We start from the raw sequence: 15,814 nt of genomic DNA on the forward strand, positions 1-15,814 counted from the left end.
CGGGTTTTTTTATACTCAGTTCGGAGGAAACCGGGTTGGCTTCAGGCTTTCCTTGATCTTTTTCAGGTGCCCCAGGAAATCGGCGCCTCGCTTGAGGGTGACGCCTGTTGCGAGAATATCGATGACTGCCAGATGAATGATCCGGGATGACATGGGCATATAAACCTCGGTGTCTTCAGGGGCGGTTACGCCCAGGACGGCGGTGCATATCTCTGACAGGGGAGAGTTGGGATTTGTGATGCCAATCACCGTGGCGCCATTGGCCCGGGCAATTTGTGCGATATCTACCGTTTCTCGGGTGCGGCCGGTGTATGAAATTAACACAATGACATCTCCGACGTTGGCGCCGGCTGCAACCATGCGCTGCATCAAGGCGTCGTCGTAGACCATGACTGGTATATTGAAGCGGAAAAATTTGTGCTGGGCATCCAGGGCGACGGAAGCGGATCCGCCCATGCCAAAGAAATTGATCTGCTTCGCCTGGATAAGGTAGTCGATGGCTGTTGCCAGAGCTTTGGGGTCTAATGCCTGGCGGGCCTTGTCGAGACTGGCGATGGTGCTGAGCATGATTTTGTCGGCGAACTCAGCGACAGTGTCGTCTGGCTCAATATTCTGACCGATGTAGGGGGTGCCCGTGGCGATGCTTTGAGCGAGGCGAATCTTGAAGTCCGGAAAGCCTGTTGCCGAAAAGCCACGACAGAAACGGTTTACCGTCGGCTCGCTTACGTCTGCGGCGCGGGCCAGAGCGGCTATGCTATAACGAGTAGCGGCACTGGGGTCGCGAAGAATGGCTTCGGCCACTTTTCGTTCGGATTTGTTGAGGTTGTCGAGTCGGGACTGGATGTCCTCAAGCAAGTTGTCGTCACGGCGCGCCTGGTTCGCAGCCATCAATGGTACTCCCTGAATCTTGGCGATCGTTGTTTTCCAGTTGCGCCGATTATACCCCTTTTTTCTGGGATTTTGGGTAGTAAAAATGTCATTATAAGCATTTTATCCTTGGAAGCCCCTATAAATAATGTCACTATTTTCATAAAACTACTACATTGAAATCCGAGTCGGGTGTTCTTGAGGTTGCTCGACCCACCAGAGAGAAGGAACCAATGGTCAACAAGACTGATACCCGTTGTGACCTTATGTTGTTTGGCGCCCTTGGTGACCTGGCGCAACGCAAGCTGTTCCCGGCACTTTACCAGCTTGAGCGCGCGAACCTGCTGGCGGAAGGCAGCCGTGTACTGGCTGTCGCACGCACCGACTCGGACACTGTTGCGGTGCGCAAACTGCTGTTCGAGAAGCTTCGGCATCATGTGAAGGAGGAAGAATTCGAGGAGTCCGTTGCTGAAACGTTCTTGCAGCGTGTGGATTATCAGATTCTCGACTTTAATGAACCGGAGGAGTTCAGTGTCCTGAACGAATGGCGGGATAGCGCCAATAACGAGTTGATTGTTTATATGGCAACGCCGCCATCCCTGTATGGCGTGTTAGCACGGAACCTGCGGTCAGCGAGTTGCTGTACAGAGCGAACCCGGGTTGTAGTGGAGAAGCCCATAGGTCACGACCTGGAGTCCTCCAAGGTGATCAACGACGAGCTGGGCGAAGTCTACAATGAGAACCAGCTGTTCCGCATTGACCACTACCTGGGTAAGGAAACGGTTCAGAACCTGATAGCCCTGCGCTTCGCCAATAACCTGTTTGCCTCTCAGTGGGACCAGAACCATATTTCCCATGTCGAGATAAGTGTTGCGGAGAGTGTGGGTATCGAGGGTCGGTGGGGTTACTTCGATCAGGCTGGCCAGATTCGCGATATGATCCAGAATCACCTGCTCCAGCTTCTTTGCCTGATTGCCATGGATCCACCGTCAGATCTTTCCGCTGACAGTATCCGGGATGAGAAAGTGAAGGTGCTTAAAGCCCTGCGTCACATTACACCCGACATGATGGAACGCTATGTCGTGCGGGGACAGTACACAGCGGGCACCAGCAATGGCAAGCCGGTTCCGGGTTACCTGGAAGAAGAAGGAGCTAACAAGGGCAGCGATACCGAGACCTTTGTTGCTGTGAAAGCCGAGATCGATAACTGGCGCTGGTCTGGAGTGCCATTTTACATCCGGACCGGGAAGCGGCTTCCCGAGAAGCTGTCCCAGATCATCATCCACTTCAAGCCCGCACCACACTATATTTTTGATCCGGATCAGAAGCACTTGGCCAATAACAAGCTGATCATTCGCCTGCAGCCGGATGAAGGCATGTCGCTCAAGATTCTCACCAAGGATCAGGGGCTCGACAAGGGGATGCGTCTGCGCCAGGGGCCGCTGGAGCTGACTTTCTCGGAAACCTTCGATACCGATCGGATACCGGATGCTTATGAGCGGCTCCTGTGGGAGGTCATGAAAGGCAATCAATACCTGTTTGTCCGTCGGGACGAAGTGGAGTTTGCCTGGCGCTGGGTTGATCAAGTCATCCGGAATTGGCGTGACAGCGGCGAGCCACCAAAACGTTATGCGGCCGGAACCTGGGGGCCGGTGGCCTCCATCGCCATGATTACCCGGGATGGAAGGAGCTGGTATGAAGACGCCTGATATCCGTTTTCCGGAGGGTGTGATGGCCCGGTTTGGCGACACGCCTGATCAGGTCGCGAGTGAGCTGGCGGAAGCCGTGGCCGGCTTTTTGAGAAATCGTCTGACGGAAGCGCCCCGCGCCAGTCTTGTGGTCTCTGGCGGATCCACGCCCCTGCCGTTTTTCGAGGCGCTCTCCCGTGAGGTTCTGGACTGGGGCCGTGTAGATGTAGTGCTGGCGGACGAGCGCTGGGTAGCCGAAGATGATTCAGCCAGTAATGCCCGCCTCGTCAAGAGCAGTCTCCTGAAGAATAAGGCCTCGAAGGCCCGCTTTCTCTCCCTCAAGCAGGAAGCCGAGACACCGCGGGAGGGTCTCGAATCCGTTAAGTCCGAACTGGCGGAGCTGCCCTTGCCGCTGGACGTACTGGTACTGGGTATGGGCAATGATGGCCATACTGCGTCCCTGTTTCCCGATGCGCCGGAGTTGCCCGTTGCCATGGACCCGGAGTGCCAGGACATAGTCGCCGCCATGACGCCTCCTTCCCAGCCCCAAAAGCGTATTACCCTTACGTTCCCGCCGCTTCGGGATGCACGTTTTACCGCCTTGCACCTCAGGGGTGACGACAAGCTCGACACTCTCAGGCAGGCCCTCAGCGATCCGGACGATGTGATGGCCATGCCCATTCGCGGATTTCTCAAGCCTGGCCTGCAGGTGTTCTGGAGTCCCTGATAGTTGCCCTGAATAGTCTACGGAGAAGACCATGAATCAACTGTCCGAGTTTCACCGGGAGCGCGTCAGGGCTGTGCTGAGTGCGTCCCCCCTGGTGCCCGTCATTGCGATCAATGCACTGGAGGATGCAGTTCCTCTTTGTCAGGCGCTGGTTGATGGTGGTATCAACGTGCTCGAAATAACTCTGCGAACGGAGCATGGCCTAAAAGCTATTGAGGAGGTGCGCAGAGCTATTCCCGATGCGTGGGTGGGGGCTGGCACGGTTACCAGTGTTGCCCAGTATCGCCAGGTTGAAGCCGCCGGTGCCCAGTTCGTGATTACGCCTGGCGTCACGGAATCCATCCTTGAGTTTGGTGTCACTTCGGAAGCGCCATTGCTGCCCGGCGTTTCCACCGTATCCGAACTGATGATGGGCTATGCCCTTGGCTACCGGGAGTTCAAGTTTTTCCCGGCGGAAGTTGCAGGTGGCGTTCCGGCACTGAAGGCGTTTAGTGGCCCGTTTGGTGATGTGACGTTCTGTCCGACCGGGGGGATTCGTCGGGACACCGCCAAGAACTACCTCGCCCTGGGTAATGTTCAGGCAGTGGGTGGAAGCTGGCTGACGCCGGCAGACGCTGTTGCCTGCAAGGACTGGCCCCGGATTACCGAGATTGCCCGCGGAAGCCTGGCGGATCTATAGCCGCCAGGCTTCCGGGTATTTTCAGGGTAGGCGGGTTAGCGAATATCCGAGCCAACGCGGACAATTTTCATGGTGTTGGTTCCACCCTGGGCATTCACATAGTCACCTTTGGTGATGACTACCAGATCGCCTTCATTCACGACCTTCTTGTTGACCAGTTCAGATACGGCCAAGGCGTTGGTCTGCTCGTTCGGAACCATCGCCGAATCGAATGGCACCGTCTGTACGCCCCGGAAGAGCGCAACCCGATGCTGGGTTGAGTGATGGCGGGAGAACGCGAAAATGGGCAGGCTGGACTTGATGCGTGACATCAATCGTGGAGTTGCACCGGTTTCGGTCATGCAAATGATCGCGGAGACACCTTCAAGGTGGTTGGCTGCATACATGGCGGACAGTGCAATGGCCTCGTCTACCTGCTCCATGCTTTCATGGATTCGATGCTTTGACTGGTGCATGGATGGGTGCTTCTCGGCCCCGATACAGATGCGCACCATGGCTTCCACAGCCTCCTTTGGATAATCCCCCACTGCGGTTTCCGCAGACAGCATGACGGCATCGGTATAATCCATCACCGCGTTAGCAACATCCGAGACTTCAGCTCGAGTAGGCATCGGGCTGGTGATCATGGACTCCATCATTTGGGTGGCGGTGATCACGGCCCGGTTGAGAACCCTGGCGCGACTGATAATGTGCTTCTGCACCCCGACCAATTGCGCATCACCGATTTCTACTGCCAGATCACCGCGGGCAACCATAACGGCATCCGAGGCCTCTATGACGGCATCCAGGGCTGCCTCGTCGTCAGCCAGCTCTGCCCGTTCGATCTTTGCGACAAGGCCGGCATCCGATCCTGCTTCCTTGAGTAGTCGTCGGGCAATATGCATGTCCTCGGCCGTGCGCACAAAGGATACGGCAACATAATCTGCACCAAGCCTTGCCGCAGTCACTATGTCCTGTTTGTCCTTTTCTGTCAGGGCATCCGCCGAGAGCCCTCCGCCGCGCTTGTTCAGGCCCTTGTTGTTGGACAGTGGCCCGCCGATCAGAACAGTGGAAGTGATGCTGTGGTCATTCACCGATTTCACTTCCATCTCGATTCGGCCGTCGTCCAGGACAAGAATGTCACCTGGCTCAACATCCTGGATCAGCTGTTCATAGTCGATTCCGACCTTTTCCACCGTGCCGGCTTCCTTGTCCATCGCCGCATCGAGAACAAAGGTCTGGCCGGTGACGAGAGTGACTTTGTTGTCGCTAAAGCGTGCGATGCGGAGCTTCGGGCCCTGGAGGTCGGCCAGAAGGGCCACGAAGCGTCCTTGGGTCGAGGCGATTTCGCGAACCCGTTGGGCGCGGTCAATGTGCTCCTGAGCACTGCCGTGAGAGAAGTTAAGTCGAGTCACGTCCACGCCCGCGCTGATAATGGCGGCCAGGGATTCCGGAGAGTCGGTAGCGGGACCGAGGGTGGCGACAATTTTGGTACGCCTGAGCATGTTTGGTGTCCTTTGATTTATCGGAGGCTTCTGAGATCAGGTTAGTGGGTTTGAGCAGGGCCGCCAGGTTTTACAAGGCGGTCAAAGAATCCCTGTTCATTATTATACCAAGCCATGACTTTTACGTGACGGTGGAGAGCGCGGGTGTGGTTAGCGTTGTACATGTTGTACATACTATAAAGTAGGAGCAGGGCGTTCATTTCCCGGCAGCCCACGCCATTGAAAGTCACGACCTAGAGTTGCTTTGTAGTAAATATAGCAATATAAGGGCCGCAAATGAACGACTAGCGCGTGAAAAATACAAAAAAAGGAAGTAACGTTACGTTTAAAATGGAATGTAACGAAGTCAATTAATGGAGCCCACCATGCACCCAATCGTTGGCAAGGTCACACAGCGGATCATCGAACGTAGTCGTGCCACCCGTCAGGACTATCTCGCGCGAATGAATGAACTGAAGGCGCAATCCCCGCATCGAAGCAGCCTTTCCTGCGGCAACCTTGCCCACGGTTTCGCGGCATGCAGCCAGAACGACAAAGACACGCTCAAGTTCATGAACAAGGCCAACGTGGCGATTGTTTCAGCCTACAACGATATGCTCTCGGCCCATCAGCCCTACGAAACGTTCCCGGATATTATTCGCAAAGCGGCCCATAACATGGGTTCCGTCGCCCAGTTTGCCGGCGGCACCCCGGCCATGTGTGACGGTGTTACACAGGGTCAGCCAGGGATGGAGTTGAGCCTTTTCTCCCGTGACACCATTGCCATGAGCACTGCCGTGGCGCTCAGCCACAATATGTTTGATGCCACCTTGCTGCTGGGAATTTGTGACAAGATCGTGCCGGGTCTACTGATTGGCTCCCTCAGTTTCGGCTACCTTCCGACCGTGCTGGTACCTGCCGGTCCGATGCCGTCAGGATTGCCAAACAAGGAAAAACAGCGTATTCGTCAGCTTTATGCCGAAGGCAAGATTGGCAGGGATGAATTACTGGAGGCCGAAAGCCAGTCCTATCACAGCCCTGGTACCTGCACCTTTTACGGCACCGCCAACAGCAACCAGTTGTTGGTTGAGGTGATGGGTCTGCACTTGCCGGGGGCCGCCTTTGTCAACCCGAATACTCCGCTGCGGGATGAGCTTACCCGCGCCGCCACAGAGCAGGTTATCCGCCTTTCAAAGCCCCATGGAGGTGAGTTGGGGCTGGGTGACATGGTGGATGAAAAAAGCATTGTCAACGCAGTGGTGGCGCTGCTGGTTACCGGCGGCTCAACCAATCACACCATCCACTGGATCGCAATTGCCCGAGCAGCCGGTATTGTCATCGACTGGAATGATTACGCCGAGCTGTCCTCTGTTGTCCCTTCCATGACGCGTATTTACCCGAATGGCCAGGAAGATGTGAATGCTTTCCATGAGGCCGGTGGCACACCGTTCCTGATCCGGGAGTTGCTTGAAGGCGGCTTCTTACATAATGATGTGAATACCGTGGTAGGGCGGGACCTTGAACGTTACACCCACGGTCCCGAACTGGAAGATGACAAGCTGGCCTGGGCGCCGGCACCAGAAAACAGTCTGCGCCCGGAAGTCCTGAGTTCAGCGTCCAGGCCCTTCGCGCCAGACGGGGGACTGAGAGTCCTGAATGGCAACCTGGGTCGTGGTGTCATCAAGGTTTCTGCGGTGGCCAGAGAACACCGTAAAGTGACCGCGCCTGCGGTTGTTTTCAATGATCAGAACGAGCTGAAGGCAGCGTTTGACGCAGGTGATCTTGATAAAGACTGTATTGTGGTCGTGCGGTTTCAGGGACCCAAGGCCAACGGAATGCCGGAACTGCACAAGCTTACCCCGTACCTCGGCGTGCTCCAGGATCGGGGCTTCCAAGTCGGGCTGGTGACAGATGGTCGCATGTCGGGTGCTTCTGGAAAGGTACCGGCGGCTATCCATGTCTATCCGGAAGCGCTTGATGGCGGCCCGCTGGCCAGAGTCAGGACTGGTGATGTGGTCAGTCTCGACGCCGAGACCGGGCAGTTGAGTCTGGATGTTCCTGAGGCCGAGTTTGCTGATCGGAAGCCTGCAATCGCTGATCTCACCCATTATCACCACGGCTATGGGCGGGAGCTTTTTGGTTGGCTACGCCGCTCGGCGAGTACCCCGGAAGAAGGCGCCAGTTTCTTCTGGAATCATGAGGCATGACCGCAGTGGACTACTTACTGGTCGGTGACATCGGTGGAACCAACGCCCGCTTCGCTCTGTTAGAACAGGGAAGTGTGCGTCCGCGCGCCATAGAAATCCTGCCTTGCGGAAACTACGCCAACCTGGATGAAGCAGTCATCGACTACCTTGGGCGTGCCGGTGTAAGTGAAGTGAGCAAGGCCTGCTTTGCCGTCGCCTCGCCGGTGCGCGGGACCCGGATCCAAATGACGAATAACCCTTGGAAGTTCGATACCGAGGAGATTCGCCAGCAGTTTGGCTGGCAGACCTTTAAGGTCATCAATGATTTCACCGCGATGGCGCTGGGTGTTCTCCATGTCTCGCAAGACAGCCTGGTTCATGTGTGTGGCGGCCCTGGCGATGAACATCGTCCTAGATTGGTAATGGGGCCGGGTACCGGGCTTGGGGTTTCCGGCTTGGTGCCTATAAAGAACGGCTGGGTGCCCCTGGTGACTGAGGGTGGTCATGTGGATTTTGCCCCCACGGATGACACCGAAATGGCGGTGTTGCGCATTCTGAAATCCCGGTTCGGGCGGGTTTCAGTGGAACGCATCCTGTGCGGTCAGGGTTTGGTCAACCTCTACCAGGCCCACGCTGAGATTCAGGGCGTCGTCGCGCCGCTGGACGCGCCGGAGAAGATCACTGCAGCCGCGCTGGAGCGGTCGGATTCTCTGGCCCGTTACACGCTGAGCCATTTCTGTGAGATTCTTGGCCGAACCGCGGGCAATGCCGTGCTGACACTCGGGAGCACGGGAGGAGTCTACCTCTGCGGCGGTATCCTGCCGCACTTTATCAAGTTCTTGCTGGAGAGCCCATTTCGTAAAGGCTTCGAAGGCAAGGGGCGAATGCGGCCGTTGGTAGAGTTCACTCCGGTTTTTGTGGTTACAGAGCCCCTTACAGGGTTGCTTGGAGCCGCCGAAGCGCTGGCAAATCCGGAAGTCTGAACCGGTGTGTGAGGCCTGTTAGGGAGTCCAGCGGGCTCACATGTAGTGGATCAGATTGTCACGGTCAAACCGGTATTGGCGGTTATAAACGCCGTTCTCCGCTCGTCGACCCGCGGCCAGTACCATAGTGACAAGTCCCTTGCGCGGAATTTTCAGTAGTTTCTTCACCCGGCATTCGTCAAATCCTTCCATTGGGCAGGAGTCGTATCCGTGGGCCCGAAGTGCAAGCATGAGATTCTCAGCGGCCAGGGCGGTGGATTTAGTGGCCCAGACTTTCATTTCGTTGGCAGAGTAGGGCCCCCTGGGAACCGGGCGGGACAAGCCGACAACCAGGCCGGCAGCTTTCTTGGCCACGCCCAGAAGCCCCAGGGGTCCCTGGTTGTAATGAATCGGCGTGATTTTACGGTAATACTTCTCCACAATGGAGGGTAGCTTTTCCTCAGGCCACTCTTCCACAGCAAGGCGAGCATGCTCCCGCCAAGTGTCGGTACGAGCGACAATCGCGATAAGGACCGGAGCTGTTTTTGCGGCATTCTGTCCCAAACAGGCTTCCGCCAGTTTGGCCCGCAACGCCGGTGTTTTTACGACGAAAAACTCCCAGGGCTGGAGATTGCTGGAATTCGGCGCCAGGGTCGCCAGCTCGAGGCAGTCGTCCAGCACGGAATCGGGTACAGGTTCTTCGGTGAAGCGGCGAACCGAGCGACGGCTTCGGACAACCTTTCGGAATTCTTCTACGTCGATCACCGGAAGCCCAGCATCTGCCTTAGCATTCATGTTGTGTCCTTGAAAGCTGACTTGTTGTGTTGTTTTCGTCGCTCTAAGGTTACGTTAAACACATCTTTATGCAATTGCTGCAATGCTGGGGAAAAATGAACGACAATCCTGACGAGCTGTCATTCGATGAACTGGTTCGCAGAGTGCGAGCCTGTCGAATTTGCGCTGATGCTTTACCCTTGGGCCCCCGGCCGGTCATACAGTTGTCCGAAGCATCGCGGATTCTTGTGGTTGGGCAGGCGCCCGGGAGAAAAGTCCATGAGACCGGATTACCATTTAATGACCCGAGCGGGGACCGGTTACGTCAATGGATGGGCGTTACCAGGGACACGTTCTATGATGAGCAGAAAATGGCCATTCTGCCCATGGGTTTCTGTTATCCGGGTACCGGGAAATCCGGCGACCTGCCGCCTCGACCTGAATGCGCCCCTGCATGGCGGGTGGCACTGCTGGAGCGGCTTCCTGATATTAGCCTCACCCTGGTGATTGGCCAATACGCCCATGCCTGGCATCTTCCCCATGGTGTCCGGTCGGTAACCGAAAACGTGCGTAACTGGCAGGACTATTGGCCGAATGTTCTGCCAATGCCCCATCCCAGCCCCCGAAACAATCTTTGGTTGCGTCGAAATCCCTGGTTTGAGGAGGAGGTAATACCTGTCCTCCGGGCACGAATCTCTGCGCTGCTCTCGGACAATGATGAGAGCTGATGGTCGGGCGCGTCAGACGCCGTCGTGAACGACCGCTTTTGGCGTCCGGAACGATGGCTGGCGTCCGAGGAACGTGTCCAGAGCCTCCCTGTCCCGTTGGTTTGCGTAGAGTCCCTGTTTGGTTCTGCGCCAGAGTATGTCCTCGGAGGTCATCGCCCACTCGTTTTTAACAAGGTGCTCAACTTCCTTTTCATACAAGGTGCCCCCGAAGAGGATGCCCAGGTCTTCCATTGAGCCACAGTCTTTCAGGATGTCGTATGAGGTCATGCCATAGGTGCGAACATAACGGTTGATAACTTTTCCTGATAGCCATGGGAAATCTTTGTGCAACCGCTGTTCAAGCTGTTCGTGATTGTCAAAGTCACCACCAGGCAACAGTGCCGTTTTCGTCCACCGGCCGCCTGCTTTGGGGAAAAACTGGCATAGTTTATCGGTGGCTGCTTCGGCGAGCTTTCGGTATGTGGTGATTTTGCCGCCGAATACAGAAATCAGGGGTGCCCTGTTTTCATCACTATTGACTTCGAATGTATAGTCTCGTGAGGCCTTTTGCGCGTTCTCTTCCTCGCCTTCCATTAATGGGCGAACACCTGAATATGACCAAATCACTTCCTCGGGCGTGAGCTGGCGCTTGAAATGGGCGTTTACAATGTTGAGCAGGTAGTCCGTTTCCTCCGGCGAGATCCTGGCTTTTTTGGGGTCTCCCTCGTAGTCCACATCGGTCGTGCCCACGAGCGAAAATTCATCTTCGTAGGGGATGACGAAAACGATGCGTTCGTCCTCATTCTGGAGAATGTAGGCTTCGGTGCCCTGGTTAAGGCGGGGCACTACGATGTGGCTGCCCTTGACCATGCGGATCGTCCTGGGCGCGGGCATGGAAAGTGTCTCACTGAACAGTTTGCTGACCCAGGGTCCAGAGGCATTCACAACTGCCTTTGCCCGCACGGTGCTCTCGGTTTCATTGCGGGTGTCATGAAGCGTAACAGCCCAGTCATCCGCGCCACGCTCGGCCTTGACGCATTTTGTCCGGGTCATTATCCGGGCGCCGGACTGCTGCGCTTTCTTTGCCGTGAGCACCACCAGGCGGGCATCGTCTACCCAGCCGTCTGAATATTCGAACCCCTTGGTAATGTCAGGCTTCAGCGGGCCGCTTTCATCAAACCTGATAGCGCGGGAACCCGGCAGTATTTCCCGTTTTGCCAGGTGGTCGTAAAGGAATAGCCCGGCCCTTATCATCCACGCAGGACGAAGGTGGGGGCGGTAGGGGAGTCGGAATCGCATCGGCCACATAATATGTGGTGAGTTGCGAAGCAGAGACTCGCGCTCGGCCAGCGCCTCGCGCACAAGTCGAAACTCATAATGCTCAAGGTAGCGCAAACCACCATGAATCAGCTTGCTGCTGCTTGAGGATGTTGCTGATGCCAGATCGTTCATTTCGCACAGCAGCACCTTGAGACCCCGCCCCGCCGCATCCATGGCAATGCCCGTACCGTTGACGCCGCCGCCAACAATGACGACATCATAAAAATTGGATTCCTTTTCCACGCGTTATTTCCCGAATCGTATGCAAATGTGTGTTTTCGATTATGAATAACGCTAAAAGGTTCGTAAAGGAAAATGTTGGACCTATTCGGCAACATTAAACAATGTGCAGGGCAATGTCGTGGCGGTTAAGTATCTGGAGGATCTCTCTTGGTGGTCTGGCATCGGTGAACACATGGTCGACCTGCTCTATACTGCCCAGGCGCACCATGGCGTTTCGTCCGAATTTCGAATGGTCAGCTGCCAGAAGCACCTGGCTGGAGTTGCCAATAATGGACTGGGCGACGCGAACCTCCCGGTAGTCAAAGTCCAGGAGTGAGCCGTCATTGTCGATACCGCTAATTCCGATAATCCCAAAGTCCATTTTGAACTGACTGATGAAATCGACAGCAGCTTCTCCCACAATACCTCCGTCACGATTCCGAACCTCTCCACCGGCAATGATGATGTGAAAATCTTCTTTGGCAGACAGTATGGAGGCAACGTGAAGGTTGTTGGTAACAACTCTTAAACCATGCCTGGAAAGCAATGCCCGGGCAATCGTTTCCGTGGTGGTGCCAATGTTTATGAACATTGATGCGCCATCGGGAATGTGCTCGACCAGAGACTCTGCAATCCGTTCCTTGGCTGCGAGGTTCATGATCTTTCGATCCTGATAAGCGGTATTGACGGTGCTTGAGTCGATTCCCGCGCCCCCATGATGGCGACGCAGTTTGTTCTGTTTGGCTAGTTCATTCAGGTCTCTCCGGATGGTTTGTGGAGTGACCTGGAAGTGTTCCACCAGCTGTTCCGTGGTAACGAAACCATTTCGCCCGATGATTTCCATTATTTGGTCGAGGCGGCGATTCTGGTGCATGTTTTAGCCTTTCGGTTATTTTCGGAAACGAAAGTTTAGGTGTTCTTTGACATGCTTTCAAAACAAAAAGGCCTCCCCGGGTTATGTCCGGGGAGGCCTTTTCTGAGTCGGGTACGGGTTATAGCGTCAATGGCTTGCCTGCTTCACGACGCCTTGCCTCCCATTCCTCACGGGTCTGGGCCGCTTCATCGCCAGGCATGGAATCGATGATGCTGAAGTAGTCCGAGCTGTACTCGTCAGCAACGATGGTGTTCCGTGGCTTGACCTTGACTACATAGACGGTCTGGACGTTCTGGTGGTCGAATTCCCGCCAGTATTGCTCGTCTTTCAAGAAGGTATAGCGGTGGCCTTCGAGGGCGCCAATAAGCTGTCGGGTGTTTGTGGTGCCCGCCCGTTCCACGGCATCCTTGAACTGATAGACAATGCTGTAGGCTGAGGCCGCTGCTGTTGACGGGCGCATTTCATAGCGCTTGGAGAATGCTTCCACGAACTCTTTGCCACGGGGGTAGTTCAGCTCGTAAGGGGCATTCCAGACCCAGGGTGAACCTCCGACAATGCCTTCCATGATTGTTGGGCCTACCTGCCGCGCCATGCCGAGGGTCAGGTTGGGGACAACTATCTGCATTTTCTCTGTAATCCCCATTTCATAGGCCACGTTGAGGGCACGAACCATGTCGTCACCGAACAGTACCATCATGAGAACCTTGGCATCGCTCTCTTCGGCTTTTTTGAGAGCTTCACGGAAGTCGCTGATCAGGGCGCGAGGGAACGGTGTTTTGACACCCGGGTGGGCATCAGGGTTTTCTGTTTCGGAGAATTTCCGGACAGACTCTTCAACAGACCAGCCCCAGGTATAGTCAGCTGTGATGTAAAAATATTTTTCATCGGCATGATTGGCACTGAGGTATTTACTAAGAGCCTTGGCGGTCATCCAGGCATTGTACGGTTCCCGGAACATGTGAGAGTGGCCTTCGCTGCCGGTGGTGGCGTTGGAGTAGGTCAGCGTGCCGAAGTAGATACGGTCGCGCTCCTTTGCGGCCTTGCCCGAAGCAATAGCCACAGCACTGGATACGCCCCCGAACACCATTTTGACGCCTTCACGATCGATCAATTCTGCTGTGTTTTTTGCGCCGCGAGCCGGTTCTCCGCGAGTGTTTCGAATCACCAGCTCCAGTGGCTGCCCCATAACGCCGCCAGCCTTGTTGATCTCATCAACCGCCAGAAAGGCCCCAAGGCGCTGCTGCAGCCCCTGGTCCTTATATCGGCCGGTTTGTGGGTAGTTCAGACCAATTTTCAGGGCTTCGGCGGATACAGTGGTGCATGCCAGCAACAGCAGGCAGGCAGAAAAGAGCACTTTTCTGAAATTCATGGGTGTTGGTCTCCGGGCTGCGATCCCGCAAGGCAACGGAATTGCGCATTTTTTTGGTTATTTGTTAGTCAGGCAGTAGTGTCAGCTTTGATTATGGGGTCAACAATGGGACTTAAGTGGAAGTTTGCGTAACGAATTGTAGACTGGGGGTTACTAGTGGTGATCCTTATTATTCGTTTCCACCCAACCGGACTTGAGCCATACTGAAGTAACCGGGTGTTCTGCCTATTTTAGAAAGGGTGCCTGTATACGAACTCCGGGGTAAGCACACCGTAGGGGAGCGGTTAAGCCATGACCAGAAAAAACAGTGTTCAGGGTGAGGCCATTACCTGGCAGGTTGGCAGTTGCTATCTCGGAACGGTTTTGGTTGCTCGAACGTCCCAGGGGGTCTGCGCCGTGCTGCCCGGAGACTCTGAAGAAGAGCTTGTGACGGAACTCGACCGGCGGTTTCCGGGCGCGACCCTCACACATGCCGACGGTTCCAGGGATGACTGGTTTGCCAGTGTTATGGATTATCTGGTGGATAGTCGGAAAACCCTGCCGGTCAGTCTCGATATACGGGGAACCGACTTCCAGCGACGGGTCTGGCAGACGCTCCGTCAAATTCCAGCCGGAAGCAGTGCCAGCTATGGCGAAGTGGCGCGAATGGTGGGGGTGCCCTCCGGATCGCGAGCGGTTGCCAGCGCCTGTGCTGCCAATCCCCTGGCGGTGCTGGTTCCCTGTCACCGGGTTCTCAGAGGCGATGGTAGCTTGTCAGGTTACAGGTGGGGTGTCAGGCGCAAACAGGCTTTGCTGACTCATGAGCAATCGTTGTCCGAGCGTTGATACCGGATCAAGCAGAAAAACAGGATTGGATTAAATTGCAGAGCTGGATAAACTTGCCGGGTCACCGGCGGGCGTACGCTGCCGGTTTTTAATCGGGAGAATCAAGTGCGGGTTATTCCAGTCAGGCCAGAAAGCGAGACCTTGCGTCGAAGCCTGGTGAGCATCGGAGTGCTCGCAGTGCTGATGCTATTGCCCACGCTTGTGCAGGCACAGTGGTATCGCTATACCGATACCGCGATGACCACATCCATCGACCTTGAGTTCTGGGCCGAAGACAGGGCATTTGCTGAGCGGACTGCGAATCGGGTGCTCTCTGTCTTTCATCAGGTTGACCAACAGATGAGCCGTTATCGGGAGGACTCTGAACTCTCCCGGGTAAACCGGGAAGCGGCTGGTCATCCCGTCAAGGTCAGTTCCGGTCTTTTACGAGTGCTGCAGAAGGCCAGGATGGTCTCTGATCTGAGCAACGGCGCATTTGATATCAGCTTCGGCTCTGTGGGGTACCTTTACGATTACCGCGCGAAGCAACAGCCGACCGACGAAGACATCGCATCACACCTGGGCCAGATCAATTACCGTGACATTGTCCTCGATGAAGAGAACTCTTCGGTAGCCTATCGCCAGCAGGGCTTGCTCGTGGACCTGGGAGGCATTGCCAAGGGGTACGCCGTTGACCTGGGCGTCGGCATTCTGAAAAAGGCTGGCGTTCGTCACGCACGGCTCAGCGCTGGCGGCGATATGAGGCTGATTGGCGATCGCCGGGGCAGACCGTGGGTTGTTGGTGTCCGGGACCCGCGCACGGAAGACCGAAATGCTGTTGTTTTGCCTCTGGTCGATACCGCTGTTTCCACGTCGGGTGATTATGAGCGGTTTTTCATTGATGAGGCCGGAAACCGGATCCATCACATCATTGCACCTGGCACCGGCAAGCCGGTTCGAGGCGTTCAGAGCGTGACAATACTGGGGGAGGATGCACTCACCACTGACGGGCTTTCCACGGCTGTGTTTGTGCTTGGTTCGGAACAAGGTCTGGAGATGATTAACCGGTTGCCGGGTATTGATGCCATTATCATCGACGAACACCGGCGAATGCATTATTCGGAGGGGTTGCAGCCGCCGGAATCAGTGAACTGATATTGGCGGCTGTTCTA

At 55.7% G+C, this 15,814-nt stretch carries 14 protein-coding genes; 8 read left to right on the forward strand and 6 right to left on the reverse strand.

Going from position 1 to position 15,814, the window contains the following annotated elements; translation table 11 throughout:
- Positions 1-15 precede the first annotated feature (15 nt).
- Positions 16-888: a MurR/RpiR family transcriptional regulator gene (locus BKP64_RS03575; RefSeq protein WP_070966121.1), complete on the reverse strand. Its 873-nt coding sequence runs from the start codon at positions 886-888 to the stop codon at positions 16-18.
- A gap of 212 nt (positions 889-1,100) precedes the next feature.
- Here BKP64_RS03575 and zwf point away from each other — a divergent pair, with 212 nt between their 5' ends.
- Genes zwf through BKP64_RS03590 form a run of 3 tightly spaced genes read left to right on the forward strand, consistent with a single transcriptional unit; the run spans position 1,101 to position 3,961 of the window.
- On the forward strand, positions 1,101-2,576 hold the full coding sequence (gene zwf, locus BKP64_RS03580; protein WP_070966125.1) for a glucose-6-phosphate dehydrogenase: 1,476 nt from the start codon (positions 1,101-1,103) through the stop codon (positions 2,574-2,576).
- Positions 2,563-3,282, forward strand: a complete 720-nt coding sequence (gene pgl, locus BKP64_RS03585; RefSeq protein WP_070966128.1) for a 6-phosphogluconolactonase — start codon at positions 2,563-2,565, stop codon at positions 3,280-3,282. Before zwf ends, pgl begins: the two co-directional genes overlap by 14 nt.
- Positions 3,283-3,313: 31 nt before the next feature.
- Entirely contained in the window at positions 3,314-3,961 is a 648-nt protein-coding gene (locus tag BKP64_RS03590; protein WP_070966131.1) for a bifunctional 4-hydroxy-2-oxoglutarate aldolase/2-dehydro-3-deoxy-phosphogluconate aldolase, read from the forward strand.
- Positions 3,962-3,996: 35 nt separating this feature from the next.
- On the opposite strand, the gene pyk is transcribed toward BKP64_RS03590, so the two are convergent.
- Positions 3,997-5,445, reverse strand: coding sequence for a pyruvate kinase (pyk, locus tag BKP64_RS03595; RefSeq protein WP_070966133.1), 1,449 nt, complete (start codon positions 5,443-5,445; stop codon positions 3,997-3,999).
- Positions 5,446-5,810: 365 nt separating this feature from the next.
- Between pyk and edd the strand changes: the two genes are divergently transcribed.
- A complete protein-coding gene (gene edd, locus BKP64_RS03605) occupies positions 5,811-7,631 on the forward strand; it encodes a phosphogluconate dehydratase (RefSeq protein WP_070966139.1) in 1,821 nt (606 codons plus the stop codon).
- Positions 7,628-8,593 (forward strand): glucokinase, encoded by a 966-nt coding sequence (gene glk / locus BKP64_RS03610; protein WP_070966149.1) that lies wholly within the window; start codon positions 7,628-7,630, stop codon positions 8,591-8,593. The genes edd and glk overlap by 4 nt, the downstream gene beginning before the upstream one ends.
- A gap of 36 nt (positions 8,594-8,629) precedes the next feature.
- Here glk and BKP64_RS03615 read toward each other — a convergent pair whose 3' ends face one another.
- A complete protein-coding gene (locus BKP64_RS03615) occupies positions 8,630-9,367 on the reverse strand; it encodes a nitroreductase family protein (RefSeq protein WP_070966151.1) in 738 nt (245 codons plus the stop codon).
- Positions 9,368-9,462: 95 nt separating this feature from the next.
- On the opposite strand from BKP64_RS03615, the gene BKP64_RS03620 reads away from it, so the two are divergent.
- Complete coding sequence (locus tag BKP64_RS03620) at positions 9,463-10,074, forward strand: uracil-DNA glycosylase family protein (RefSeq protein WP_070966153.1); 612 nt, start codon at positions 9,463-9,465, stop codon at positions 10,072-10,074.
- Between the two features lie 12 nt (positions 10,075-10,086).
- Here BKP64_RS03620 and glpD read toward each other — a convergent pair whose 3' ends face one another.
- The 3 genes from glpD to BKP64_RS03635 form a co-directional block, all read right to left on the reverse strand.
- Positions 10,087-11,547 (reverse strand): glycerol-3-phosphate dehydrogenase, encoded by a 1,461-nt coding sequence (glpD, locus tag BKP64_RS03625; RefSeq protein ID WP_236954017.1) that lies wholly within the window; start codon positions 11,545-11,547, stop codon positions 10,087-10,089.
- Between the two features lie 163 nt (positions 11,548-11,710).
- Positions 11,711-12,469 carry a DeoR/GlpR family transcriptional regulator gene (locus tag BKP64_RS03630; protein ID WP_070966159.1) on the reverse strand — a complete coding sequence of 253 codons (759 nt, stop codon included), beginning with the start codon at positions 12,467-12,469 and terminating at the stop codon, positions 11,711-11,713.
- A gap of 118 nt (positions 12,470-12,587) precedes the next feature.
- Complete coding sequence (locus BKP64_RS03635) at positions 12,588-13,838, reverse strand: substrate-binding protein (RefSeq protein WP_070966161.1); 1,251 nt, start codon at positions 13,836-13,838, stop codon at positions 12,588-12,590.
- 291 nt (positions 13,839-14,129) lie between these two features.
- Here BKP64_RS03635 and BKP64_RS03640 point away from each other — a divergent pair, with 291 nt between their 5' ends.
- Positions 14,130-14,663 carry a methylated-DNA--[protein]-cysteine S-methyltransferase gene (locus BKP64_RS03640; RefSeq protein ID WP_070966164.1) on the forward strand — a complete coding sequence of 178 codons (534 nt, stop codon included), beginning with the start codon at positions 14,130-14,132 and terminating at the stop codon, positions 14,661-14,663.
- Positions 14,664-14,768: 105 nt separating this feature from the next.
- Positions 14,769-15,797: an FAD:protein FMN transferase gene (locus BKP64_RS03645; RefSeq protein WP_227515489.1), complete on the forward strand. Its 1,029-nt coding sequence runs from the start codon at positions 14,769-14,771 to the stop codon at positions 15,795-15,797.
- Positions 15,798-15,814 lie beyond the last annotated feature (17 nt).

This window comes from Marinobacter salinus, assembly GCF_001854125.1.
In the GTDB taxonomy this organism is placed as follows: Bacteria; Pseudomonadota; Gammaproteobacteria; order Pseudomonadales; family Oleiphilaceae; genus Marinobacter; species Marinobacter salinus.